We start from the raw sequence: 23,589 nt of genomic DNA on the forward strand, positions 1-23,589 counted from the left end.
TTCAGATCAAAAGCAGATCAAGAGCAAGATCAAGAGCGGCTCGCTTCGCATCGTGGTTACCGTCGGTCGCTACGTCGCGGGAGCAAGCTCCCTCGCCACAGGGTGTAGCGCCGCCGCAAATAAAAAAGCCCGCACGGAGTGCGGGCAAGACAGGAGTTTTTACCAAGAGCCTGGAGTGAGCAGACTCACTATTAAGAAGCAAAAGATGCATGAACCGTTTTATTTTTTTTTATGCGAGGCCGACGAACGGTAGTGCAACGGCAAGTGCATGTTTGTCGTCACTCAAACATTAAAAATTCTGAACCTTCGTTCTGAGCAAATAACAAAAAATCAGAAGGAGAGGTTATGAAAAATTCTTTATATGTCATCGAATACGAATACCACCACGAGCCTAAGTCTTTCATTATAAGAGCGGAGGTAATGAATAATGCAGAGGCCTGGCATTGGGCCTGTTGCGATGCAGGTATAGGCATTATTCCTAGATCGCGTAATGAAAAGATCAAGCGCATCAGTAAGCCGCTGGCCGAACGCTACGGTCTTGAGAATGTAAGGTGGCGTCCGTCTGGCAGTATTCCCTTTATTGCGAAACCTTATGTACCACCGCCACCCGAATGAATGTGTTTTTGATAGATGATGTGCATTCGGGTAGCGTTAGGAGCGAGGCAAGTGCCTACTGTTTTTTGCGTCGCTCCTGCAACATGCACAATTTTTGCACGCTGCGTTGCAGCGCCTCTTTCATGATGTCGGCTGCATACTGTTGCTTGCACGCCGGGCACAGCATGTCTGACGCTGGCGACATCAGGTAGTCCGGGTCATCCAGGGTTGATTCGTAAGGTTGTTTGCAATGCAGGCAACGTCGGTTCGCTTGTAGATGCGTCACATCGATTCCTCCCTGAATGGAACGGCCACTCTCAATTAAGAAGTGGGCGTTTTCAACTGCTAAAAAGGAAGAATTCAAACAAGCGCTTAGTTGATGTTTTAATGCCAGTATTTGTGGTGATAGTTGGGGCGTTGCGTGCGGACGGCTGCCGAGCAATCACAACCTGGCAAGCTGATCGGCGGGCGCGTGCGCCCGCTCGGTTCGTGGTTCAGGTTCTTGCCGTTCCGCTGCGTACTTTTTGTGCAATTTTTTGCTTGATAAGCTCTAGGAATGAATGAAGCTGCTCACGAATTCCGCCTTGATTACCGGAAGTTCGATCCCATGGATCAAGCCGGCGGTGAGCGCTTGTTGCGGGTCGAGAATGCGTGGCGCGGCGATCAGGTACTTTTCGGTCTCCAGTTTTTCGACAGCATCGGCGGTGCGCTCGGCCACGATGCGTGCGTACAACTGCAAGTCGTAATCGAGGCTCATCGCATATTCGGACATGCGCGAGTGGTCAACCGCGCCTTGCACATGCCAGTGGAAGGGGTGGAACAGGAATTTACTGTGTTTGCAGGCGGTCCTGCGCTCACCGGCCAGGAAGATGATATTGCCCATGGATTCCACGGTGCCGAGGTTATGGGTATGCACCGGGATCGGCAGGGACAATAAAAAGTTGTAGATCGTAAAGCCGTAGCTGCATTCACCACCCATGGTGGCGATATTCAGTACCAGGCCCTGGGCATCTTGTTGTACGGCCAACGAAGCTTTTTCAATCAGTTGGCTGCACGTAGAAGCGGTGACCGGTGCGGTGAAGTTGATAATGTGTAAAGGCATGGTGTCCCTCATCAATGAAAGCAGGGGAGCACGGCTCCCCTGCATCAAGCACATCAGCTTTTGCGTCCGCCGCCGTGGCTGTGTTCGCCACCTTTACGCCCGGCTTCGGAAGCTTTTTCACGGTCGTTGGCAAAATTGCCGCCACTGTTCTGGCCGCCTTTGCTGCCGGCTTCAGCAGCGCGTTCGGGATCATTCTTGAAGTTCCCGCCACTGTTTTGGCCACCTTTGCTGCCGATCTCCTGGTAGAACTCTTTGTCATGGGACGCAGAAGTGGCTTCGCCGCCTTTTTTACCGGCTTCGCTGACGCTCATATTGCCTTGCTTGTCTTGAGTAGTCATGTTCAGTTACCTCGTCGTTATGTCGGTAATGTAACGTTCACTTCGATTGTGCTGGAAACGTGCACTTAGTCGCGTGCGTCAAGCTGCACGGTTATAAGTGCCTTTCACACAAGGGTGGCGTTTTAGATGCACTTATCGTTGCTTCGGCGTGTTCAACAAGTTGCTGATGTTCGTAACACGCAGATGTATTAGAACGCAGGCCGGTCCTTGCTTTAGTTTGCACTTCTACAATCGGCCTGCGAGATAACTCGCCGCGCTGATTATCAATTGACTCACGCATGATGAATGCCCTTTGTTAACAAGCGGAACAGCGGTACTGGCCGCTTCGTCAGGACTTACGTCCACCACCATGGCTGTTCTGGCCGCCTTTACGCCCGGCTTCCGAGGCTTTTTCGCGGTCGTTGGCGAAGTTGCCGCCAGAGGCCTGCCCACCTTTCTTTCCCGCCTGTGATGCTTTTTCGCGATCATTGGCAAAGTTTCCAGGGTTTTTATTGCTCGTCGTCATAACAATACTCCCAGTTTTGAAATGTCGTTTCGCTAGTTACCCGTTTATGCAACGGACATCTTTTCTGATAGGGGCAAGTGCGCAGATGTTTTGAAATTTTTTAAAAAGGGCGATGAACGGTAGAGTGGCAGATGAAACTTGTACAAGTAGGCTCAGGAAGTGCCGCTTCGTCTAAGTTTTTCTGCGTCGATTGATATTGAATTAATGGCGACCTTACGGTTGGTTTAGCATTCAATACCCTGTTTGATAGTGGTCATTAAAGGCGCTTGCTCCTCTGTCCGGCGCTCAGCCGCACACTCTGTTGCTGCAGCCTGCACGGACTGCTTGTATGCTGGCACTCTGGAACCGGTTGCCCTGTGAGTACCGACGTTCGAATGATGGCTGGATGGAAACCGGACTTCCTTAAGGTGCTGACGTGAAGCGTGATACCCGTCTTGTGATGCTGTTGCTGTTGGTGATCGGCTGTTCCCTGACTTCGTTGACGATTTGGAAAGTCCTGTCTTCCCGTGACCGCGCGCTGGCGGAAGTGGACGTGCATGGCTTGAACCTGACCCAGGCCCTTAACACCTATACCGAAGGCATCGTGCGGCAAAGCTCGTTGCTGTTGCTGGGGCTGGTTGAGCGTTTGGAAACCGAAGGCAGTGGCCCGGTGCAAATCCAGCGAATCAGTACGCTGATCAACCGCCAGCAGCCGCTGATGCCGCAGCTCAGCGGCATCACCATTTATGATCATCAGGGCCGGTGGTTGCTGTCTTCCAATCGCGCGATCCCAGAGGGCGCCAATAGCAGTGATCGGGCCTATTTCATCCACCATCGCGACGATCCGAGTGCTGAACCTTTTATTGGCCCGCCGATTCAGAGCCGTGCCAACCATGAATGGGTGGTGACCATCAGCCGCCGTTTCAACGACGCGGCGGGCAACTTCGCTGGCGTGGTCGCTGTGACCCTGGGAGTGGAAAACTTTCTGCGGGTATTCGGCAAACTCGATGTAGGCCAGGAGGGCGCCATCGGCCTGTCCTACGCAGACGGCACGTTGCTGGTGCGCTACCCCTTTCGCGAGCAGGACATGGGCCGCAACTTTTCCACCTCGCCTATTTATTCCAAGTACCTCGTCGACCAGCCTGTGGGCACTGCGGCCTATACCTCCAGCCTGGACGGGGTAGAGCGGCTCTATGCCTTTCGCAAGAGCGAAACCCTGCCGCTGATCACCACGGTCGCGTTGGGCAAGCACGAAGCCCTCGCGGCGTGGCGTATCGAGGCGGCGCTGTCAGCGGTCGTGGTGGTGGGGCTGTTGGGGCTGACGGGGCTGATCGGCTGGTTTCTGATCCTGGATATCCGCAGGCGTACGGCGGCGGAAGAGGCGTTGCGTGTCGCCCAGCAACAGTTGCTCGACTCCAATCGGCAGTTGGCACTCTTGGCGAAGAAGGACGCGCTGACCGGCCTGGCCAACCGCCGCTGTTTTGATGAAACGCTGGCCGTGGAAGCGCGCCGGGCGCAGCGCGAAGGGACGTCGCTGGCATTGCTGATGATCGATATCGACCATTTCAAACGCTTTAACGACGCCTTTGGTCACGTCGCGGGAGATGCGTGCTTGCAGGCGGTCAGCACGTTATTGGAAACGTGCGTGCGGCGCCCGTCGGACCTAGTGGCGCGCTATGGCGGAGAAGAAATGGCGATCATCCTGCCCGCGACTGACAGCGCAGGGGCTGCGGTGGTCGCGCAACGCATTCTTTCGCGTCTGCAGCAGGAGAACATCACACACCCAGGCAGCCCCTTCGGGCACGTGAGTGTGAGTATCGGTATCGCGACGGGCATGGGCTCTCGGCTGGAGCCGGTGTTGGGTCTGGTGGAGGCTGCGGATACAGCGCTTTACGGCGCGAAGGCGGCGGGGCGCAATGGGTTCAACGTGCATCCCGCGGACCGACTCACATCCCCAGCGTCGGGATCATGAGTTCCCCGCACTCCATTAATTGGCCAGCGGTGACTTGCAACTGCGGCGTGGGTTTTGCCGCATAGCCTGCGATAAAGCCCGCACTTAGCAGTGCAAGGCAGAGGACGGCTTTTTTCACAAGCATGCGCAGGGTCTCATTCGGTTCAAAAGGGTGAACCACAGATTGCCCATTCAAGAAAAGGTTCCTGCCCGCGCAGAAGGCTTTCTGCTTTCTGCTTCCTGTAGGAGCGAGCTTGCTCGCGAAAAACCTCAACGATAACGCGTGCTCCCTGAAGAAGTGCGGCGCCTGGGCGTTTTTCGCGAGCAAGCTCGCTCCTACAAAAGGCATTGCCTGAAGGTCAGCGAATGAACTTGACGTACACACGTTCAGGGTCGTTATCGTCCAGATTCTCGATCTGCCCGCTGGGAATGAAGCCGGCTTTCGTCAGCAGGGCCTGGGACGCGCCGTTGGAGGCATTGGTCGACGCGAACAGCTTGGGCGTCTTGCAGGCCGCTTCGGCCGCTGCCAGCAGACGAAGGCCGACGCCCTGGCGCTGGTACAGCGGTGAAACCACCACCAGCGCAATAAACCCATGGTTGAAAAAGTCGTGGGTGAGCACCAGGTAGCCGGCGCACACGTTAGCGTCGGCGGCTACCAAGCATTGCTGGCGAACCACGGCGTCATAGATAAACACACGACGGCTGGCATGCTCGGTTGCGTACGCATCCAGTGCGACCAAGGCATGCACATCGTCGGGGGTGGCTTGGCGGATCAGCCAGTGTGGGGCCGCAGGGGGCAGCTTTGTGTCAGGCATTTTAATCTCCGTTCACCCACCGGTTTAACAGTCTGTACTGTCATAGCTTGCACGACGCGTCCATACGGTCATGCAGGATGCGAATGATTGAAATCCCATACGTAGTGATGCGCAGGTAAATCATATGCTGCTCGATGCTGCGCCTGCGATAGCCCTCACGGATGTGGTCACAGGTCGGAGCTGTTTTAGGGTGTTTTGCCAAGTCTGAAAACGTTGTGGTCAGGATATCGATGTACTGATCTGCCTGCTTTGCACCCCACTGTTGCGCGGTATAACTCCAGATTCCTTCCAGGTCGCGTTCGGCCGCGGGGCTAAGACGGTATTCAGCCATGGGCATTGAGCATCCTCTGTTTAAACGCTTCAGGGTCAAATGGGCGAGGTTTACCGCTGGCTTCACCCTCAAGCAGAGCAGCACGAATGGCCTCCACTTGTGCACTGCGCTCCTGTTCGCGACGAATCAAGTCCCGGATGTACTCGCTGTCACTGGTGTAATGACCCGCTTCGATTTGCGCCTTTATCCAACCGTCTTGCTGATCAGTAACGGTGATGGTTTTTCGTACAGTAGTCATTACTGCTCCTTGGGAAATAAGCGTTGCGAGGAACTTATCATACTATTGGTGCAGTATTGTGCGGCAGAGATGAGTGGTCAGAATGCCCAGCAGCGCACCGCAGGCTAGGCGCGAAGGGGGTACGTTTGTCGGCCTGGTTGCGGTCGTTGTTTAGAAATGTTTATGTGATTCAATGGTCATCTCGGCTTGCGCAGGAAGCGCACCGGCCGAGGCCATTTTGATCTTTCAAGAGATTCATCCCAAGGAGTAACACCATGCAAGGAAGCACATCGTTCAAGTACCTGGCGTTTGCATTGATCCCGTTGATGGCCGCCTGTACCACACCCTCGCGCCAGTCCGCCGTCCTCCCTGCGCCAGCCTTGCCGTTCGATAACTGCGCGGTTGGTTGCCCCACCGGTGGCAGCCCAGTGACGTTGAACCGCCTGGCCTACACGTTGAACAACAACGGCTCGACCAAGTTTGCCAATTGGGTCTCCTACAAAATCACCAAAGCCACGGCGGCCAGCGGGCGCTCCCGTGACTGGCGCACCGACCCGGATATTCCAGCCGGGGAAACTCTGGACCCGGTGGATTACAACGGCGCCAACGTCGCGCTCAAAATCGACCGGGGGCATCAGGCCAACCTGGCTTCGATGGCCGGGGTGGCCGATTGGGAAACGCTCAACTACTTGTCGAACATCACCCCGCAAAAGGCCGAGCTCAACCAGGGGCCGTGGGCGCGCCTGGAAGACCGGGAGCGCAACCTCAGCAAGGAGCCAGGCGTCGATCAGGTGTATGTGGCTACCGGCCCGTTGTATGAGCATTTTGTCGGCTCGTTGCCGGGCACGAATAAAGTGCACACCATCCCCAGCGGCTACTGGAAAATCATCGTGGTCGGCAGTTCGCCGGAAACGGGCCTGTACGCCTCATTCGTGATGAACCAGGAAACTCCCAAGGGCGCAGACTTCTGTGATTACCAGGTCACCGTGGATCACATCGAAGAGCGCTCCGGGCTGACGTTCTGGAGCACCTTGCCGCAAGCGCTGCAGGCCACGCTGAAAACCAAGCAGGGCCAGTTGCCGAATCGGATCGGCTGTAACCGCACCAAAGCCTGACGCCTAGTCGGCACACACCAATGAGGGCCTGCGGCTGCTGTTCTTGCCCAGGCGCTCATGCGTGGCGACGTCTGTGGCCTGTTCACGCAGTGCTTCTTCCAGTGCTTGCAAATGCTTGGACAGGATCTTCACCGACCCGCTCGGGTTGGCGGGGTCAAAGGGGATCCGGCCATTGGCAATCAGCACCATGGCCAATTCCCAGGCGCGTTGTGAGTCGTTCATGACAGGGGTTTCCTTCTTCAACGTGGTCGATATAGACGTGTGACCCGCTTCAAGCGCCCCTATATCAATTGGGTTTCTGCCGAAATTTCGATCACTTCAACGCTTCAGTTGCGCTGGAACCATCATCTTTTTAGATGGTGGCCGGGGCGAGTCGAAAGAATGAACCTGAGCGGCGCGGTGATCACCTAATCCGTATGAATCGGTCGTTTCCCATTCACTGTTGCGAGGGTCAACCATGGACTCTGTACTGCGGGCTATGGCGATTTACCTGGTACTGCTGGTGCTGTTCAAGGTTGCCGGCAGGCGCACGCTGGCTGAACTCACCACCTTTGACCTGGTGCTGTTGATGGTCATCGGCGAGGCCACCCAACAGGCGTTGCTGGGCGAAGACTTCTCGATGACCAATGCTGTGCTGGTCATCGCCACCCTGATTGCCATCGATATCGGATTCTCGCTGGTCAAGCAGCGTTCAGCCTGGTTCGCGCGGGTGCTCGATGGCGGGCCGACGGTGCTGGTCGAGCAAGGCCAGGTGCTGCATAAACGCCTCAAGCATGCGCGCCTGGACGAGGGCGACATCCTTGAGGCGGCCCGGTCCACCCAAGGGCTTGTCGAGCTCAAGCAGATCCGCTTCGCGATTCTTGAGCGCAACGGCAAGATCTCGGTGATCCCGTTTGAATAACACGCGGCCCCCATTCGTCAGCCAAGGGGCTATTTTTTGAACGCCAGCGCCTCTATTCCAGACAGATAGATCATGGGCGGACGAATCGTACTTTCGTCACGCGTACATCACTCACTCATCAACAGGTGAACCCTCATGAAGAAACTCTATATCTGCCTGGGTCTATGCAGCGCGTTCATGCTACACGGCTGTTTTGACAACGCCGATAACGCCACCAAAGACAACAACAGTGGCACCCAGTCGTCAGTGCAGATGCAGGAAGGCAAGGCGGACGAGAGCAAATAAGCCGTCCAAACAGCCGACGCTTAACTCAAGGGTACTCATCGCCCGAATGTGGGGGCTGGCTTGCCTGCGATGCAAACACCTCGGTACATCAGACAAACCGAGTCGATGAATTCACAGGCAAGCGCACAACACCCCTGCTACGGCATGTCTCCCAGCAGCGTCGCGACAAAGTGGTTGTGGAATCGACCCGCTGGATCACAAGCCTTGCGATAGGCGTTGAAGGCCGCAGTTCTCTCGCTGCGGCGCTGTGCAAGGTCCTTCAGGAATTCCGGGTTGAACGGCTCAGAGTAAGTTCCCGAGGGTTGAGCCGGGTTGTAAAAACCGAACATTTTGCCGGTGTGCGGCATGCCACCCAGGGCAACCCAGTCTCGTTCAATATCCGCAAAAAAGTGCAGGAGGCGATCCGGGTAGTCAGACGCCGCCACAGCGGGTACGTAACCGATAAGATCCAGGTTCACGAAGGTAGCGTCTGGGGTTTGCGTGTACGTCCCGGCCAACGCTGTGTCCCCACCACGGACGAAGCGGAACTCCAGCGGGGCAACCACCAGGAAGTCGCTGGTACTCTTGATCCGTGCCTTTACGGCGTCGAGTCCTTGCCAGGCTTTACTGAGGCCTTCGTCATCCAGAGCCGGGAGCTCGATAAAGTACGACATGAAAATAACGCGTGAGGCCTTGGTTAGCCACAAGTCTGAGTAGACCGCCGCGGCTTGATCAAAAAGCGTTTCGATCGTAAGGAACCCAGCGTCGATGATTGCACTCGCCGTTGTCGTGTTATTGCCATACTGGGCGGCGATGAGGGGCGGCTCGATGATGGGCTCAAACGGTATCAGGTAGGGTGCTCCGAATACATTCTCTCCCGCCAGGGCACAGGCATTCGGTACGCTTGTCTTCAGGTTGGGAACCTGGGTGGCAGGGGAAGCAACCACATCCCACCACAAGATCAGGAAATTGTCGGTGTAGGGATTGAGAAAGGATTCGACGCGGTCATGGTCCGTAAGCAGCGCCTTGAACCGGGCGATGAAGGTTGGCTCGTCAGCGCAGACAACGTTGGTGTCTTTGCCTGCATTCAACGTGGTTGCCCATGGGCGGGGTAATACATCCAGAGTCACTGAAGTGACAACGCCCAACGCACCGAGGGAGACGCGTGCAAATTGCAAGGGCGACCATCCGTCGACTGCTGGCGTCTGTGCGTCAATGGTCCGCACCTGGCCGTCCGGCCCCATGAGGGTGAACGCCGAAGCGGTTTCGGCAAAAATCGGTGCGCGGATGGTTGCGCCGTGGACATCGACAGCGGTCATGCCCCCCAGGCTGAAGAAGCCGCCGGCGGTCGCGGTCTTGAGCATCAGGTCATGGGCGGTCAGGAAGGCATCCAACTCATCCTCGCGCGCACCCGTGTTCACGGTGATCGTATGTGGGGCGGTGCCCAGCACAATAGACTCATCCCCGTTCGGGCCCAAGTCTGCGTAACAGGCGAGGTCGATGAGCCAGCGGTGGGGGGCTGGGGCGATGCGATTGTCTTCGGCAACCAAGGCCGGTTGCGCGTGTCGTTGGCCCGATACGCGTACTGTCGCGCCTGCCGCGCCGGCCTGGCGCACGATGTCTTGAAGCGCTGCCAGATGGGTTGGGGAGAAGTAGTATTGACCATCGATTTCCAGGGTGTCGACGATGTTCTGAGCCCAGTTTTTCCACGGTAGCGGCTGAACCTTGAAATTCAAGGTTGTTCCCGTGACTTCATAGGCGGCCAGCCTGCCGTTATTGGCCGACTGAACTAAAGGTTCTCCTTGATTTTGGATGCCTGCGACGGCGGACACATAAGGCGTGACGCCAATTGCATCCGCGGGAATGCCGAGCAATGCAAGTGAAGGACTGACCCTGTACACACCATTTTCGAAGTTGCCACTGTTCCAATCGCAGGTATGCCATTGGCCGGCCGGGTCAAGCCACTGAATCGAAAAGTTCATGACAAAAATGCCGTTGTTAAGGCAACCAATGCGTTCGACTTGTTTCATGTTGGTGTCCTGTTACGTGGTTTTTAACGTCAGGTGAGTTGAGAGTAAAAAAGAAAGCCGGCGCCAACTTCCAACGGCAAGTCACGAAAAGTGGGGGCCGGATACCCCGTGGTAAAGAACTTGATTTATTCGATCAAGTTAATCGCAAAGCCGATGAGGGTTGTTCCTACCGCATCGTAGGTCGCGATCTGGCCGTTTGCGGCAAACCCCACAAACGGCGTGCCTTGGCCTGATGACCCGGCCAGTGCATGCCCATACACCGTGACGGCCAGCGCGTCTGAAGGCACGCCGATGGTTTCCAGATTCGGTGTGGTCCGAGACTGCGCCACCGGATAGTCACCGCTACTCCATTGGGACGTGTACCACTTGCCGTCGCTCTTGAGCCATTGGACCTTGAAGTTAAACACGTAACCGCCTTTGTTATTGACGGTGATTTTTTGAACTTGTCTCATGGTTATCTCCTGCTGAAGCAATAATTTTATATGAGCACGCCTGCGCCCTTTTGCGTGGCGATAAGACGTGTTTATTAAGGGCGTGAATTGCACTGCTTAGAGGCAATGGGAGACGCAGAAATCAAATAGGTCGCCTCGCTCCCTATTTACTGATTACTGTCAAGTGAGTGAGCCTGTTTTCGCGCACTGACCTACAACAACGAGTAGCTTGGATAATCCATTTATAACGTTCGATAACGTGGGCAGTTGGATCATATTTAGCGGGGGGTAGCCTCCGTGGCTGCTGGGTGATTCCTTTCTGATACTGAGGGGAGGTTAGTCGCGGTACCGATTGCTCGCCAGTGGGGCAGAAAACTATTTGGCTATATGCTCCATTTCGGAAATACCAGTCGTTTCGCTGCCTGTGCTCAGAGGCAGTGCACCCCTTGGGCCTATCAACGGCCACAAGCGCTGCACTGCCTGGTCCTCAGCGCATATGCAAAATAATCGGGCTACTGCTCGCAGGGTCCGTATGCCCGCGCAACTTGCTAACAGCCTTCGCATCGACCGCGCCGCCGTGGTTGCCCCAGGTACCACGCACGTAGCTCAACACGTCGGCGATTTCCTGGTCGGACAATTGCTCACGAAATGCTGGCATACGGTAGGCGTCCGGCATCCCGGCGGTGACCACACGTTGCGAGCCGTTGAGGGTGATGTTGATCGCCGAAGCATTTTCCGTGGCCAGGGCCGAGGTGGCGCCTGCCAGGGGTGGCATCCAGTCGGGTTGGCCTTTGCCGTCGAGGCCATGGCAGGAGGCACAGCGGGTGGCGTAGGTGTGGGCGCCGGGGGCATCCGAGCGCGCCGTGACTGCCTGATACTGCCAGGGGCTGCCGTCACGCTGTGGGTCGCCGGGCAGTGACTTCAGATAGCGAGCGATCGCGGCCAGGTCATCATCCTGCATGAACTGCGTGGAGTTGTTGAAGGCTTCGGTCATGGAGCCATAGACCACGGCATGCTGGTTGCGACCGGTCTTGAGGAACTGCACGATCTGTTCCTCACTCCAGCGGCCCAGGCCGGTGTTGTGGTCCTGGCGCAGGCTGGGGGCGTACCAGCCGTCGAGCAGGGCACCGGCCAGGAATGGCGCGCCGGATTCGTCCAGGGCTTTCTCGTTGAACGCTAGCCCGCGTGGCGTGTGGCAACTGCCGCAGTGGCCAGGGCCTTGCACGATATACGCGCCACGGTTCCACAGCGCGTCCTGGCCGGGCTTGGCGGCGTAGGTCGCGGTGGGTGCAAACACACCGTTCCACAGGGCGATGGGCCAACGCAGGTTGAGCGGCCAGGGAATGCCGCTGGGCAGGTTAGGTTCGTTGGCCGGTTGCACGCCTTTCATGAAAAATGCGTACAGCGCCTGGATGTCGTCATCGCTGAGTTTGACGTAAGACGGGTAGGGCATGGCCGGGTAGAGCCGTCGCCCACCCGGCGCCACGCCGTGGCGTACCGCGCGGTCGAAGTCGGCCAGGCTATAGGTGCCGATGCCATGCTCGCGGTCGGGGGTGATGTTGGTGGCGTGGATCGCTCCCAGCGGCGTGGCCATTTCCAGGCCGCCGGCGAAGGGCGTCTTGCCTGGCAGGCTGTGGCAGGCCACGCAGTCACTTACGCGGGCGACGTATTCACCGCGGCTGACCAAGGCGGGGTCGAAACTTGTGCTTTGCTGTTGTTCAAAAGGCGAGGCAGGCTGGCGTGTGACGTACCAGGCCAGCACGCCAGCGGCGACCACGCAGGGCAGCACCAGCCACCCTGCGGTTCTTGCGAATCGGCGGTTATTCATGGGCATTCCCTGTCGGTTAGCTGAAGGTGTAACGGCTCAAAGGCAGACTACGGATGCGTTGGCCGGTCAATTGCGCCACGGCATTCGCCACGGCGGGGGCCACAGCTGGCAACGGCGGTTCGCCGATGCCACCCATCTTTTCGCCGCTCTCTACGATCTTCACGTGGACCTGCGCCATACGCGAAGGCGGCAGCACCGGATAAAGGTCGTAGTTGCGCGCCCGTGGCTTGCCATCCACGTACACCGCTTCCTCCAACAGGGTTTGCGACAGGCCCAAGGCCACGGCACCGTTGACCTGCGCTTCCACAATCGCCGGGTTGACGATGCTGCCCGGGTCAATCGCTTGCCAGATGTGATGAACCTTGACCTGGCCGTTCTCGATCGACACCTCGGCCACCACTGCTGCATGGGAGCCAAATGGCGAAGCCATGGCTACGCCGCGTGCACGGCGGGTGCCGTCTTCGGCGGTGTAAGGCCCACGCTTCCAACCGCCAGACAGCTCGGCGGCCGCCTGCAGCAGGGTGGTCAGGCGCGGGTTGTCGCGCAGCAGGTGCAGGCGCAGTTCATAGGGGTCATGGCCGCCTTTGTCGGCCAGTTCGTCCAGGAACGCTTCGTAGAAAAAGTCATTGAGCGAGTTGCCCACCGAACGCCAGTAACCGAGCATGGCCGGGCCTTTGACGTAGATCTGCGCGATGCGTTTGTTGGGGATCGCGTAGCTCTTGCCCGACAAGCCTTCCAGGGCGGTAGGGTCGATGGCGTCGCCCTGTTTGCCAGCGATGGCTTCGGTGGGGCCTTCGGTGGCGCTCACCGCTTCGATGGCCACAGGCAGGCCTTTGTCATCCAGCGCGGCGCGGAACTTGACCACGGCGACCGGGCGCAATACATCGCGCACGAACTCTTCTTCACGGCTCCAGATCAGCTTGATCGGCCGGCCCACCGCCTTGGCCAGGGCGATGGCCTGCGGGTAAGGGTTGGCGGAGTCATACAGGAAATGCCGGCCGAAAAAACCGCCCAGTAGCGGCGAGTGCAGGGTGATTTGCTCAGTGCTCAGGCCGGTGCGTTTGGCGATGTCGGCACGGAACATATCCGGCGCCTGGTTAGGCAGCCACACCTCCAGCGTACCGTCCGGGTTAAAGCGTGCCAGGGCTGAAGGCGGCTCCAACTGGGCATGGTTGAGGTACTGGTTGTGGTAGGTGGCTTCGACACGGGTCTTGGCGCTGGCCAGTGCGCCGGCCACATCGCCTTCGTTCTCGTCATCGCGGGCCGGACCTTGCTGGGCGGCGAGGAAGTCGCGGTACTTGTCGCTGGAAAAATCCGCCGGCATCGCCCGCACGGCGGAGTCGGCCGCGGCTTCAAGCCATTCGACCTGGATAGCTTCGACGGCCCGCTTGGCATGCCACCAACGTTCAGCTACCACGGCTACGGCGCCGGGCAGGGTGTGAACCGAGTGCACGCCTTGCATGGCCTGCACCTGCGCCTGGTTGCGCAGGCTGCCCACGGTCATGCCCAAACGCGGCGCGTGTTGGATCGCCGCGTGGAGCATGCCGTCGATTTTCAGGTCGATGGTGTACTGCGCCTTGCCGGTGGATTTGTCATAGGCATCCAGGCGCTTGACCGGCTTGCCGATCCAGCGGAACTGGCTCGGGTCGCGCAGGGTGATGCTGGCCGGGTCGGGCACCGGCATATCCAGGGCGGCACCTGCCAATTCACCGTAGCCCAGGGAGCGACCGGAAGCAGCGTGCACCACGCGACCGGGTTGGGTGGTCAACTCGCTGAGCGGTACACGCAGTTGCTCGGCGCCGGCTTGCATCAGCATCGCGCGGGCGAGGGCGCCGAGGCGGCGCATGGTCGGGTAGCTCATGCGCACCGACATACTGCCGCCGGTGATGCGCATGCCATTTTCCATCACCACGTAGGCTTCGCCGGGCGGGGCCGCTTCGACGATGAACGTGGCCGGGTCGGCATCCAATTCTTCACCGACGATCTGCGCCATGGCGGTGTGGGTGCCTTGGCCGCCTTCCATGAAGGGGCTGAGCAAGCGCACGCTGCCATCGGGACGAATCTCCAGGAAGGCGGGCACTTGAGTACCGCGTTCAGCCGCGGCAGCGGTCGCGGCTTGCACACGGGAGGTGCCCAGCGGCAAGCCGAAACCGATCACCAGCGCGCCCACGGCGGTGCTGGCCAGGAAGCGGCGGCGGGACAGGTTGACCGGCTCGCCCAGGGTAACGCCGGGAATGATCTCGTTAGTATTCATCAGGCGGTTTCCTTCCCGGCGGCCAAGGCGTCCATGGCGGCATGGATGGCGTTGTAGGTGCCGCAACGGCAGAGGTTGACCATCGCCGCGTCGATCTGCGCCTTGGTCGGCGCGGGGGTGTGTTTGAGCAGCGCGGTGGCTGCCATCACCTGCCCGGACTGGCAGTAGCCGCATTGCGCCACTTGGTGCTCGACCCAGGCTGCAACGACACGCTTGCCCACGTCATCGGCCTCCACGGCCTCGATGGTGGTGATCTCACGACCGACCACCCCGGCCACGGGCGTTACGCAGGCGCGCACCACGTTGCCGTCCACCAGCACCGAACAGGCGCCGCACTGGGCCAGGCCGCAGCCGTATTTGGTGCCGGTCATGCCCAGGTTATCGCGGATCACCCACAACAACGGGGTGTCGGCTTCGGCATCGACCTGATAGGCCTTTTGGTTGATACGTAATTCCATGCGGGCTCACCTGCTGATCATCGGTTGGTGGTGCTTTTTCTTATCAGGGACGTGCGCGGTGGCATGCCCTGGTGTCGCTCATGGGCGACGGGTTATGGCGGCGGGGTTGAGAACCGGTTTCATCTTGGCCACGCGCGCATGGTTGGACTCTAGACCACGGCGCAAGGGGTATCTATCCCGGTAGGCGATAAGTCGGAGGATCAGGCAAGTATTCGCGAGGATTGAGCGATAGAAGCAGTGGCTGATCCGAGATTTTGACTGATGTGCCGTGATCTTCTGTGGGAGCTGGCTTGCCTGCGATGACGCCCTGCCAGCCGACACCTATCTACCTGACACCCCCAAGATTCAAAATGTGGGAGCTGGCTTGCCTGCGATGACGCCCTGACAGCCGACGCCTATCTACCTGACACCCAACGATCCAACTGTGGGAGCGGGCTTGCTCGCGAAGGCGGCCTGACAGGCGATACAGTTGGATTGTGTACATATCCATTGCTGCGGTAACGGCCGCTTAGGGTTCCGCTCTGACAGCGGGTCACTTTTGGAAAAGAGCCCCAAAAGTAACCAAAAGGGCTCTTGCCCCACCACTCGGCACCTCGCTTGGGCTCGGTGTGCCCGTAATCCGCCAGGGATTTGGGGGGCCGCCGCCACGCGCCATGCATGGCGCGGGGCGGCTAAACCGGCATCCCTGCCGGTTTACCCCCCAAATCCCTGTCGAATTCCGGCCAGCGTGGTTTGACGGGGCGCTTAAGATCAAGATCAAAAGCAGATCAAGAGCGGCTCGCTTCGCATCGTGGATACCCATGCTTCGCATGGTCTATTCACACAATCCCATCAATCAGAATATGCGGCTGCAGCGCTCAATGCGTGCCTGCACCTGGTCGGCAAAGCGCAGTGCCTGGTTCAGGTCATGCAGTGCGATAAACACAATCACCTCGCGTTTGCGCGCCAGGGTGCGCATGAAATCCAGTACTTGTACTTGGCGATATATATCGAGGGCGCTGGTGGGTTCGTCCATCAGCAGTACGTCGGGTTCGCGTACCTTGCAGCTGTCGGCGACGGTGGATTTTTAATCCTTGAGCCTAGCGGAACCCACCCGAGAGCTTGTCTTTCAGGTAGCTGACCAACGCACTCACCGACTTGGGCACATGGGGCGAGTAGGGCCGTATCAGATAGATCTCATCGGCAAACGCGCCTTTGAGTGTCCAGTCCTTCAAGACCTGCACCACTTTGCCCGCGTCCAGCGCCGCCTGGGCGCTGAAGTCCGGGAGCAGGGCGATGCCCAGGTGGTTGAGTGCGGCGTCGCGCAAGGCTTCGCTGTTATTGGTGGCAAAGCTGCCGGCGATGGGCACGGTGAGGCGCTCGAGGGGTTGGCTGCCGCGTTCGAAGGTCCAGGCGGGCTGGTCGGTGCCGCGTGGGTAAAACAGGCAGTTGTGCGCCGACAGATCGCCCGGCTCGCGAGGTTCGCCGTGGCGTTGCAGGTAATCATGGGTGGCGACCAGCACTGAGGTGGTGTCGCACAGCTTCCAGGCCACGTGGGTTTCGGGCACCTGGAAGCCGTGGCGCACCGCCAGGTCGTAACCTTCGGCGGCCAGTGAGCTCAAGGCATCGGAGACGTCCAGTTGGATACGCACCTGGGGGTACTGCTGCAAAAAGCCGGACAGGTGCGGCACCAGTTGTTGCCGGGCGAAGGCCACGGGAGCGGTCAGGCGCACCAGCCCGCGTATTTCCCCGACCGAGTCGCGCACCGAGGAAAAACTACGGGCGATCTGCGCGTAGGCGCTGCGTACTTCCCGAGTCAATGACAGCCCCGCATCGGTCAGCCGCACGCTGCGGGTGGTGCGCGTTACCAGGCGCGTGCCGGTGGCCTTTTCCAGGTCGGAAATGCGCTGGCTCACCGCTGACTTGCTCACCCCCAGGCGCGCGGCGGCGGCGGTGTAGGTGCCTTGTTCCTCCAGCACCGACAGCCAGTGAATGTGGGTCCACAGCCCTTCGATCTCAGCCTTTTCCATGGGTGTATTGTTCGCCTATAAGGACAATAAGTTCTGGATTCTGCTCTGGTTAGGAACAAAGCGAAAGCCTATCGTGTGGCCCAACGCTACCCACCTGGATCGACTGCCATGACTGCAACCATCGAGCACTACATCAACGACCAGCGCGTCAGCCGCGATGACCGTTATCAGGACGTCTACAACCCGGCCACTGGTGAAGTCACCGCGCGCGTGGCCCTGGCCAGCCGCAAGACCGTGGCCGAAGCCGTCGCCGCTGCCCAGGCCGCGTTTGCCGGCTGGGCCGACACCCCGCCGATCCGTCGCGCCCGCGTGTTGTTCGAATACCTGCACCTGTTGCGCGAACGCAAGGACGACCTGGCGCGCATCATCGTTGCAGAGCACGGCAAGGTCTTCACCGATGCCCAGGGCGAAGTCGAGCGTGGCATCGACATCCTCGAATTTGCCTGTGGCATTCCCAACCTGCTCAAGGGCGAACACTCTGACCAGGTCTCCCGTGGCATGGACAACTGGACGATGCGCCAGCCGCTGGGCGTGGTCGCCGGCGTGACGCCGTTCAACTTCCCGGTGATGGTCCCGATGTGGATGTACCCCATCGCCATTGCGGCGGGTAACACCTTTATTCTCAAGCCCAGCCCCACTGATCCGAGCGCTTCGCTGTTTATGGCCGAGTTGCTGCGTGAAGCCGGCCTGCCCAAGGGCGTGTTCAACGTGGTGCAGGGTGATAAAGAGTCGGTGGACGCGCTGATCGAACACCCGGACGTCAAGGCCGTGAGCTTCGTCGGCTCCACGCCGATTGCCCAATACATCTACGAGAGCGGTGCCCGCAACGGCAAGCGCGTGCAAGGCCTGGGCGGGGCGAAAAACCATATGGTGGTGATGCCCGACGCCGATATCGAACGCACCGTGGACGCGCTGATGGGCGCCGCCTACGGCAGTGCGGGCGAGCGCTGCATGGCGATCTCGGTGGCGGTGCTGGTGGGTGATGTGGGTGACAAAGTCATCGCTGCCTTGACCGAGCGCGCCAAGACGTTGCGCATCACCGATGGTCGCGATTTGAAAGCCGAGATGGGCCCGATCGTGTCGCGGGCCGCGCTGGAGCGCATCAGTGGCTACATCGAGCAGGGCGTACACGCCGGCGCGCAGTTGTTGCTTGATGGCCGTGACTACGTGCCCACCGAACCCGGCCTGGAAAACGGCTTCTGGCTCGGCGCGACCTTGTTCGACCATGTGACCCAGGACATGAGCATCTACCGCGAAGAAATCTTCGGCCCGGTGCTGGCCTGTGTACGCGTGAACGATTTTGCCGAGGCGGTGAAGCTGGTCAACGACCACGAGTTCGGTAACGGCGTCAGCTGCTTCACCCGCGATGGCAACATTGCCCGTGAGTTTGCGCGGCGCATCGAAGTGGGCATGGTCGGTATCAACGTGCCGATCCCGGTGCCCATGGCCTGGCACGGTTTTGGGGGCTGGAAGAAGAGCCTGTTCGGTGACATGCACGCCTATGGCACCGAGGGCGTGCGCTTCTACACCAAGCAGAAGTCGATCATGCAACGCTGGTCGGAGAGCATCGAGCAGGGTGCGGAGTTTGCGATGCCGGTGTCCAAGTAGGGTTTAAGCTGCATTGCAGGATCTGATGTGGGAGGGCTCAAGCCCTCCCACTTTTTTTTTGCCTGTTGACGGGCAAACACATAAAAGTCCAGTATGGAATTATAAGTACAGAATGGTCGCTGCACGTTTTTCTTCACTCTTGCCAAACCAACAACAACTTGCGAGAACCCCCTCATGAAGAAACGCCATCTCCTTCCCGCCCTGGCCCTGAGCCTGTTCGCCTCCAGCCACTTGCTGGCCGCTGAGAAAACCCTGCGTATCGGCATTGAGGCCGCTTACCCACCGTTCGCCTCCAAAACCGGCGACGGCAAGATCGTCGGTTTCGACTACGACATCGGCAACGCCCTGTGCGCGCAAATGAAGGTCAAGTGTGTATGGATCGAAGGCGAGTTCGACGGGCTGATTCCGTCCCTCAAGGTCAAGAAGATCGACATGGCGTTGTCGTCCATGACCATCAACGAAGACCGCAAGAAGTCGGTGGATTTCACCCACAAGTACTACTTCACCTCGTCGCGCCTGGTGATGAAGGACGGCGCGGTGGTGGATGACCAGTACGCCAGCCTCAAGGGCAAGAACGTCGGCGTACAGCGCGCCACCACCACCGACCGCTATGCCACCGAGGTGTTCGAGCCCAAGGGCATCAACGTCAAGCGCTACAGCAATAACGAAGAAATCTACATGGACCTGGCAGCGGGGCGCCTGGATGCGATCTTTGCCGACACCATCCCCCTGAGCGACTTCCTGTCGATGCCCCGCGGGCAGGGTTATGCCTTCGTCGGCCCGGAGCTCAAGGACCCGAAATACGTGGGCGAGGGCGCCGGTATTGCGGTGCGCAAGGGCAATGGCGAGTTGGTCAGCGAACTGAACGCGGCCATCGACGGCATTCGCGCCAGCGGCGAATACCAGAAGATTTCACAGCAGTACTTCAAGGCCGATATCTACGGCGACTGATCCAAGGAAATACGCGGTCAATGTGGGAGCTGTCGAGCTTTAGCGAGGCTGCGAAAGCGGTGGGTCAGGCGATGAAAATGTTGACCTTGCCGGCCCCTTCGCAGCCTCGCTGGGGCTCGACAGCTCCCACAGGGGATTAGCGTTGTGGTCAGAAGGGGGTCAACCCTTGAGTTCCTTCAAATGCTTGTAGACCGTCGCCCGCCCCATGCCCAGTACATTGGCCACATAGTTGGAGGCGCTCTTGCCCTTGAATGCCCCCTCGGCATGCAGCGCCAGCACCAGTTCGCGTTTATGGTCGCGGGTCAACAGGTTCAGGCTCAACTGACGCTCGCGCAGCCAGGCATGCAGGAAGGTGTTGATACGCTCCTGCCAGTCATCACGAAACAGCGCGTCCGGCTGAGCAATCAGCTTGCTCGGCGACAGGAACAGATCCAGCGCCGCCTTGGCCGTTTCGAACATTGAAATATTCAGGTTGATGCACAGCACCGCCAGCCTGCGCCCTTTGTGGTCGTGCAGCACGGTGCTCAGGCTGCGGATTTTCTGGCCGTCCCAGTTGAGCTTTTCATAAGGGCCGATATTCACCTCGCTGACGTCACCGTCGAGCATGTCCTCCAGTGACGAGTCGTCACCCAGGCTGCGCTTGGACAGGTTATTGGCGATGTAATCCACGGTTTGCGTGCGCAGGTCATGCAGCACCACTTCTGCATGGGGAAAGAACAGCGTGGCGATTGCATCGGCAATCGCGCGGAAGTTCTGCATGACCTTGTCTTGTTCAGCAGTGTTCATCAATGGGGCTCCAGGCGGACCGGGGAGAGCATACCAGCGTCCAGGCCGAACCGCGTCAGTGCCTCGGGCAGCGGTTCGCCGCGCACCAGGGCGGCGCTTGCCTGGCCCATGGCGGGTGAGGTCTGGATGCCGTAGCCGCCTTGCGCCGCCACCCAGAACAGCCCCGGTACTTGCGGGTCAAAGCCCGACAGCAAATCACCGTCCTGCACAAAACTGCGCAAGCCCGCCCAGGTGCGCGTGGGGCGGCGGATAGTCAGGGTGGTGGCTTCCTCGATCTGGTAGATGCCCATGGCAATATCCAGCTCTTCGGGTTGTACATCTTGGGGTTCTACCGGGTCGGCGTTGGCTGGCGAGCCGAGGAACATGCCGGCATCGGGTTTCATGTAGAACGCTTCGTCGAGGGCCACCAGCATCGGCCAGTCGTGGCTGTCCACGCCGTCGGGGCCGGCGAAGATAAAGGCCGAGCGGCGCTTGGGCTGCAAGCCGATGGACGCCGCGCCCGCCAGCCCGCCGATATGGTCGGCCCAGGCGCCGGCGGCGTTAATGATGACCGGCGCAGTGTAGATAGCATCCTGGGTGCGCACCTGCCACAGGCCGTCGGCGTCGCGGCTCAAGCCCAGCACATGGCTGTCGGTGCGCACGTCGCCCTGGTTGCGGCGGATACCGCGCAAGTAGCCTTGGTGCAGGGCGTCGGTGTCGATGTCGCAAGCGGTGGGGTCGTAGATAGCCCCGTGGACTTTTTCACGGCGCAGGATCGGCAAGCGTGCACAGGCTTCGTCGGCCGTCAGTCGCTGCACCTGCTCTACGGTGGCCTTGGCGCTCAGGTACTGGCTGTCGAGTTCGGCCGGGTCGCCGTTGAAATCCACGGTCATTTCGCCTCGGGGCGTCAGCAGTGGGTGTTCGCAGAAGCCTGCGGGTGGCTGGTCGAAGAAGGCCCGGCTGGCCAAGGTCAGCGCGCGTACCTGCGGGGTGCCGTAAGCGGCGGTATAGAGCGCTGCCGAACGCCCGGTGGAATGATAGGCCGGGTGGTTTTCACGCTCCAGCACCAACACCTTGCCGTGCTGCGACAACCAGAACCCGGTGGACGCGCCGGCAATGCCGCCGCCGATAATGATGAAGTCTGCGTGGCTCATGAAGAACTCCTGAAATAAGCATTGTAGGAGCGAGCTTGCTCGCGAAAAACGTTAACGATAACGCGCCCATCCTGTGTAAACGCAGTGCCTGTGAGGTCTTCGCGAGCAAGCTCGCTCCTACAGTTTGTAGAGGGCATTGGCCAGGGCGATGTCTTCCAGGCCCAGGCCGATGGAGCGGAAAAAGACGTGACGATCGTAGGCCGGGCGTTGGGCCATGTCGCTGAACAATTCGGGCAAGTCGCCGACAATCGTGCGTTTGTCCCAGCCGTGCTGTTCGCTGGCGATCAGCATCTCACCGGCCGAATCCGGGGTGGTCTGGCGGTAGTCGCAGAACACGTGCATCTGGTTGAGGCAGTGTGGCGGCACTTCATGGGCACGCGGCGCGTTGGTGCTGATGGAGGTGATCAACGCGGGTTTGCTCAAGCGTGACGGGTCGATGACCGGGCCGGCGGAGGAGGTGCACAGCAGGATCACATCCGCGTCTTCCAGGGCGGCCTCGCAGGTGGCGGCGAGGGTCAGGCGCGGGTCCAGGCAGGCCCACTGCATACGCGTTTCGGCGCTGGCGCTGCCCAGGCTCGGCGAGTACAGGCGGATTTGCTGCCAGTCGCGCAGGTTCTGTACGTAACGCAGGTGCGCCTGGGCGACCTTGCCGCTGCCGATGATCGCCAGGCGTTGCGCCGCCGCCGGGGCCAGCGCATCCACCGCCAAGGCCGTGGTGGCGGCGGTGCGGGCAGTGGTCAATTCAGCGGCATCGCACAACAGCAACGGCTGGCCGCTGTGCATCGACATCAACAGGGTCCAGGCCGTCACCAACGGGCCTTGCTCGCGCACGATGTAGGGCGAAGTCTTGACCCCGTACACCCCGTCTTCGGCCAATACGCCCAAGTAGTTGATGAAATCCCCGGCACCCTGGGGAAACTCCACCAATTGTTGCGCCGGCTGCACCGCTTGCCCGGCGGCGAGGTCGCAAAACAATTTGCGCAGGATCAACGGCACGTCGACTTGAGCCAGCAAGGTACGAGCCTGGGCTTGGTCGATAACGAGGGGCGTGGTGGACATGGGGCTCTCCGGATAAACTAATTTGTCCATTATGGACTTTTAGTTTTTATCCGCAATAACCCGAGGGAAAAATGAGGCTTATGAGGGCTGTCCCCCCACCCATCGTAGGAGCGAGCTTGCTCGCGAAAAACGTCAACGATAACGCGTGCTTCCTGAATAAACGCGGCGCCTTTGCGTTTTTCGCGAGCAAGCTCGCTCCTACAGGTGGTACTAAGGCTTGTGCCCTCCCACAGTTTTAAGCGCGTTTAGGCAGTGGCCTTGGTGCCGGTCAGGCACTCGATGGAGCGATCTACGGTGGTTTTTGCAATTTCCAGCAAATGCCACACCGCCAGGATCTTCGCCCGTTCAGGGCTTTGCAGCAGTTCACCGCAATCCAGCGCCGTGGCAGAGGCACTGTCGAGCAGGCTGGCGGTGTAGAGCAGGGCGTCTTCGAAACTCAGGTCTTCGTTGACACAGTGGAAGCCTTGGGTAGGCAGGTAATGGTCGATGGCGCGGTTGAACGCGGCGCGGTCTTTTGCGGGATCGATGGGTGGGTCGGGTAGGACTTTACTCATTGTTTAGCTTCCTTTTGGATTCAGGGAGCCGAACCTTTCGCGACTAAACGTAGGGTGGCGGCTGTACGCAGGTTAGTCGACCGGCCAAAAGGCAAAATCCGGCGCACCCAAGGGCGCCCTGCGCACAGCCACCATTAAAACTCATGGAGGAGCATGCGCCTTTTGGAATGCCGGGCGACTAAACCCGATCACTGATTTGGCAGTGACGGACCGCAGACTAGCCACCGATTCCAGCAGGCACAAGGCGGCAAGGATTGTCTAGGAAACGTCCTGCAATTTAAAGGGACACGCCTTGCTGGCCCTTTACAAACCATGACCAAATGCCACTAACCCACGCGTGCAATACGATCAATGTGGCTTGCCTGCAGATCGCCGC

The 23,589-nt window shown here is 59.4% G+C and carries 27 protein-coding genes and 1 pseudogene; 8 read left to right on the top strand and 20 right to left on the bottom strand.

The annotated features are described in order from the left end of the window. Together A7K61_RS33355 and A7K61_RS31700 are read left to right on the top strand one after the other, a co-directional pair. On the top strand, window positions 1–253 hold a 253-nt coding region (locus A7K61_RS33355; protein WP_218188555.1), incomplete at its 5' end, for a hypothetical protein. Window positions 254–345: 92 nt separating this feature from the next. Then, window positions 346–615 carry a DUF6555 family protein gene (locus tag A7K61_RS31700; RefSeq protein WP_003190473.1) on the top strand — a complete coding sequence of 90 codons (270 nt, stop codon included), beginning with the start codon at window positions 346–348 and terminating at the stop codon, window positions 613–615. Between the two features lie 55 nt (window positions 616–670). Here the strand turns inward: A7K61_RS31700 and A7K61_RS24295 are convergent, their stop codons facing one another. From A7K61_RS24295 to A7K61_RS24310, 4 genes are all read right to left on the bottom strand, one after another. Beyond that, window positions 671–880 (bottom strand): hypothetical protein, encoded by a 210-nt coding sequence (locus A7K61_RS24295; protein WP_069558526.1) that lies wholly within the window; start codon window positions 878–880, stop codon window positions 671–673. A gap of 264 nt (window positions 881–1,144) precedes the next feature. Next, window positions 1,145–1,696 carry an ATP-dependent Clp protease proteolytic subunit gene (locus A7K61_RS24300; RefSeq protein WP_047710583.1) on the bottom strand — a complete coding sequence of 184 codons (552 nt, stop codon included), beginning with the start codon at window positions 1,694–1,696 and terminating at the stop codon, window positions 1,145–1,147. A gap of 53 nt (window positions 1,697–1,749) precedes the next feature. Beyond that, the gene (locus A7K61_RS24305) at window positions 1,750–2,034 is read right to left on the bottom strand and encodes a general stress protein (RefSeq protein WP_003190477.1); all 285 of its coding nucleotides are present in this window, start codon (window positions 2,032–2,034) and stop codon (window positions 1,750–1,752) included. Window positions 2,035–2,362: 328 nt separating this feature from the next. Beyond that, complete coding sequence (locus A7K61_RS24310; RefSeq protein WP_003190478.1) at window positions 2,363–2,539, bottom strand: general stress protein; 177 nt, start codon at window positions 2,537–2,539, stop codon at window positions 2,363–2,365. 415 nt (window positions 2,540–2,954) lie between these two features. On the opposite strand from A7K61_RS24310, the gene A7K61_RS24315 reads away from it, so the two are divergent. Beyond that, window positions 2,955–4,490, top strand: a complete 1,536-nt coding sequence (locus A7K61_RS24315; RefSeq protein WP_069558527.1) for a sensor domain-containing diguanylate cyclase — start codon at window positions 2,955–2,957, stop codon at window positions 4,488–4,490. On the opposite strand, the gene A7K61_RS33905 is transcribed toward A7K61_RS24315, so the two are convergent. The 4 genes from A7K61_RS33905 to A7K61_RS24335 are packed head-to-tail and all read right to left on the bottom strand — an operon-like array spanning window position 4,465 to window position 5,853. Then, window positions 4,465–4,797 carry a hypothetical protein gene (locus tag A7K61_RS33905; RefSeq protein WP_069558528.1) on the bottom strand — a complete coding sequence of 111 codons (333 nt, stop codon included), beginning with the start codon at window positions 4,795–4,797 and terminating at the stop codon, window positions 4,465–4,467. The two genes, A7K61_RS24315 and A7K61_RS33905, sit on opposite strands and share 26 nt — an antisense overlap. A gap of 31 nt (window positions 4,798–4,828) precedes the next feature. Beyond that, window positions 4,829–5,284 carry a GNAT family N-acetyltransferase gene (locus tag A7K61_RS24325; protein WP_069558529.1) on the bottom strand — a complete coding sequence of 152 codons (456 nt, stop codon included), beginning with the start codon at window positions 5,282–5,284 and terminating at the stop codon, window positions 4,829–4,831. 40 nt (window positions 5,285–5,324) lie between these two features. Continuing rightward, window positions 5,325–5,615, bottom strand: coding sequence for a type II toxin-antitoxin system RelE/ParE family toxin (locus tag A7K61_RS24330; RefSeq protein ID WP_069558538.1), 291 nt, complete (start codon window positions 5,613–5,615; stop codon window positions 5,325–5,327). After that, window positions 5,608–5,853, bottom strand: a complete 246-nt coding sequence (locus A7K61_RS24335; RefSeq protein ID WP_069558530.1) for a type II toxin-antitoxin system ParD family antitoxin — start codon at window positions 5,851–5,853, stop codon at window positions 5,608–5,610. Before A7K61_RS24335 ends, A7K61_RS24330 begins: the two co-directional genes overlap by 8 nt. A 254-nt stretch (window positions 5,854–6,107) precedes the next feature. Here A7K61_RS24335 and A7K61_RS24340 point away from each other — a divergent pair, with 254 nt between their 5' ends. After that, entirely contained in the window at window positions 6,108–6,947 is an 840-nt protein-coding gene (locus A7K61_RS24340; RefSeq protein WP_069558531.1) for a DNA/RNA non-specific endonuclease, read from the top strand. 3 nt (window positions 6,948–6,950) lie between these two features. On the opposite strand, the gene A7K61_RS24345 is transcribed toward A7K61_RS24340, so the two are convergent. Continuing rightward, complete coding sequence (locus A7K61_RS24345; RefSeq protein WP_003190486.1) at window positions 6,951–7,169, bottom strand: hypothetical protein; 219 nt, start codon at window positions 7,167–7,169, stop codon at window positions 6,951–6,953. A gap of 235 nt (window positions 7,170–7,404) precedes the next feature. Between A7K61_RS24345 and A7K61_RS24350 the strand changes: the two genes are divergently transcribed. Beyond that, entirely contained in the window at window positions 7,405–7,848 is a 444-nt protein-coding gene (locus tag A7K61_RS24350; protein ID WP_034134983.1) for a DUF421 domain-containing protein, read from the top strand. 135 nt (window positions 7,849–7,983) lie between these two features. Continuing rightward, window positions 7,984–8,133: a hypothetical protein gene (locus A7K61_RS33230; RefSeq protein ID WP_164545325.1), complete on the top strand. Its 150-nt coding sequence runs from the start codon at window positions 7,984–7,986 to the stop codon at window positions 8,131–8,133. A gap of 137 nt (window positions 8,134–8,270) precedes the next feature. Here A7K61_RS33230 and A7K61_RS24355 read toward each other — a convergent pair whose 3' ends face one another. The 7 genes and pseudogenes from A7K61_RS24355 to A7K61_RS32805 form a co-directional block, all read right to left on the bottom strand. Continuing rightward, on the bottom strand, window positions 8,271–10,142 hold the full coding sequence (locus A7K61_RS24355) for a D-arabinono-1,4-lactone oxidase (RefSeq protein ID WP_069558532.1): 1,872 nt from the start codon (window positions 10,140–10,142) through the stop codon (window positions 8,271–8,273). Between the two features lie 125 nt (window positions 10,143–10,267). Continuing rightward, complete coding sequence (locus A7K61_RS24360) at window positions 10,268–10,594, bottom strand: hypothetical protein (RefSeq protein ID WP_003190491.1); 327 nt, start codon at window positions 10,592–10,594, stop codon at window positions 10,268–10,270. Between the two features lie 466 nt (window positions 10,595–11,060). Further along, the gene (locus A7K61_RS24365) at window positions 11,061–12,401 is read right to left on the bottom strand and encodes a cytochrome c (protein WP_044272565.1); all 1,341 of its coding nucleotides are present in this window, start codon (window positions 12,399–12,401) and stop codon (window positions 11,061–11,063) included. A gap of 16 nt (window positions 12,402–12,417) precedes the next feature. Beyond that, complete coding sequence (locus A7K61_RS24370) at window positions 12,418–14,655, bottom strand: molybdopterin cofactor-binding domain-containing protein (RefSeq protein ID WP_069558533.1); 2,238 nt, start codon at window positions 14,653–14,655, stop codon at window positions 12,418–12,420. Then, window positions 14,655–15,113 (bottom strand): (2Fe-2S)-binding protein, encoded by a 459-nt coding sequence (locus tag A7K61_RS24375; protein ID WP_014718046.1) that lies wholly within the window; start codon window positions 15,111–15,113, stop codon window positions 14,655–14,657. Before A7K61_RS24375 ends, A7K61_RS24370 begins: the two co-directional genes overlap by 1 nt. A gap of 835 nt (window positions 15,114–15,948) precedes the next feature. Continuing rightward, a pseudogene (locus tag A7K61_RS32800) lies at window positions 15,949–16,152 on the bottom strand (ABC transporter ATP-binding protein); the annotation flags it as partial. 40 nt (window positions 16,153–16,192) lie between these two features. Then, window positions 16,193–17,122, bottom strand: coding sequence for a LysR family transcriptional regulator (locus tag A7K61_RS32805; protein ID WP_069558535.1), 930 nt, complete (start codon window positions 17,120–17,122; stop codon window positions 16,193–16,195). A 108-nt stretch (window positions 17,123–17,230) separates the two neighbouring features. Here A7K61_RS32805 and A7K61_RS24390 point away from each other — a divergent pair, with 108 nt between their 5' ends. Both A7K61_RS24390 and A7K61_RS24395 read left to right on the top strand, forming a co-directional pair. Further along, window positions 17,231–18,730, top strand: coding sequence for a CoA-acylating methylmalonate-semialdehyde dehydrogenase (locus tag A7K61_RS24390; protein WP_069558536.1), 1,500 nt, complete (start codon window positions 17,231–17,233; stop codon window positions 18,728–18,730). A gap of 174 nt (window positions 18,731–18,904) precedes the next feature. Next, window positions 18,905–19,681 (top strand): ABC transporter substrate-binding protein, encoded by a 777-nt coding sequence (locus A7K61_RS24395; RefSeq protein ID WP_014718054.1) that lies wholly within the window; start codon window positions 18,905–18,907, stop codon window positions 19,679–19,681. Window positions 19,682–19,840: 159 nt separating this feature from the next. On the opposite strand, the gene A7K61_RS24400 is transcribed toward A7K61_RS24395, so the two are convergent. From A7K61_RS24400 to A7K61_RS24415, 4 genes are all read right to left on the bottom strand, one after another. Continuing rightward, on the bottom strand, window positions 19,841–20,467 hold the full coding sequence (locus A7K61_RS24400; RefSeq protein ID WP_003190517.1) for a transcriptional regulator: 627 nt from the start codon (window positions 20,465–20,467) through the stop codon (window positions 19,841–19,843). Beyond that, the gene (locus A7K61_RS24405) at window positions 20,467–21,600 is read right to left on the bottom strand and encodes an FAD-binding oxidoreductase (protein WP_047710592.1); all 1,134 of its coding nucleotides are present in this window, start codon (window positions 21,598–21,600) and stop codon (window positions 20,467–20,469) included. The genes A7K61_RS24400 and A7K61_RS24405 overlap by 1 nt, the downstream gene beginning before the upstream one ends. A gap of 117 nt (window positions 21,601–21,717) precedes the next feature. Continuing rightward, window positions 21,718–22,659 (bottom strand): ornithine cyclodeaminase family protein, encoded by a 942-nt coding sequence (locus A7K61_RS24410; RefSeq protein ID WP_069558537.1) that lies wholly within the window; start codon window positions 22,657–22,659, stop codon window positions 21,718–21,720. 245 nt (window positions 22,660–22,904) lie between these two features. Next, window positions 22,905–23,213, bottom strand: a complete 309-nt coding sequence (locus tag A7K61_RS24415) for a DUF6124 family protein (protein WP_032892317.1) — start codon at window positions 23,211–23,213, stop codon at window positions 22,905–22,907. Window positions 23,214–23,589: the final 376 nt, after the last annotated feature.

Origin of the sequence: Pseudomonas sp. AP42, assembly GCF_001728935.1 — a bacterium.
Taxonomy (GTDB): domain Bacteria; phylum Pseudomonadota; class Gammaproteobacteria; order Pseudomonadales; family Pseudomonadaceae; genus Aquipseudomonas; species Aquipseudomonas lactis.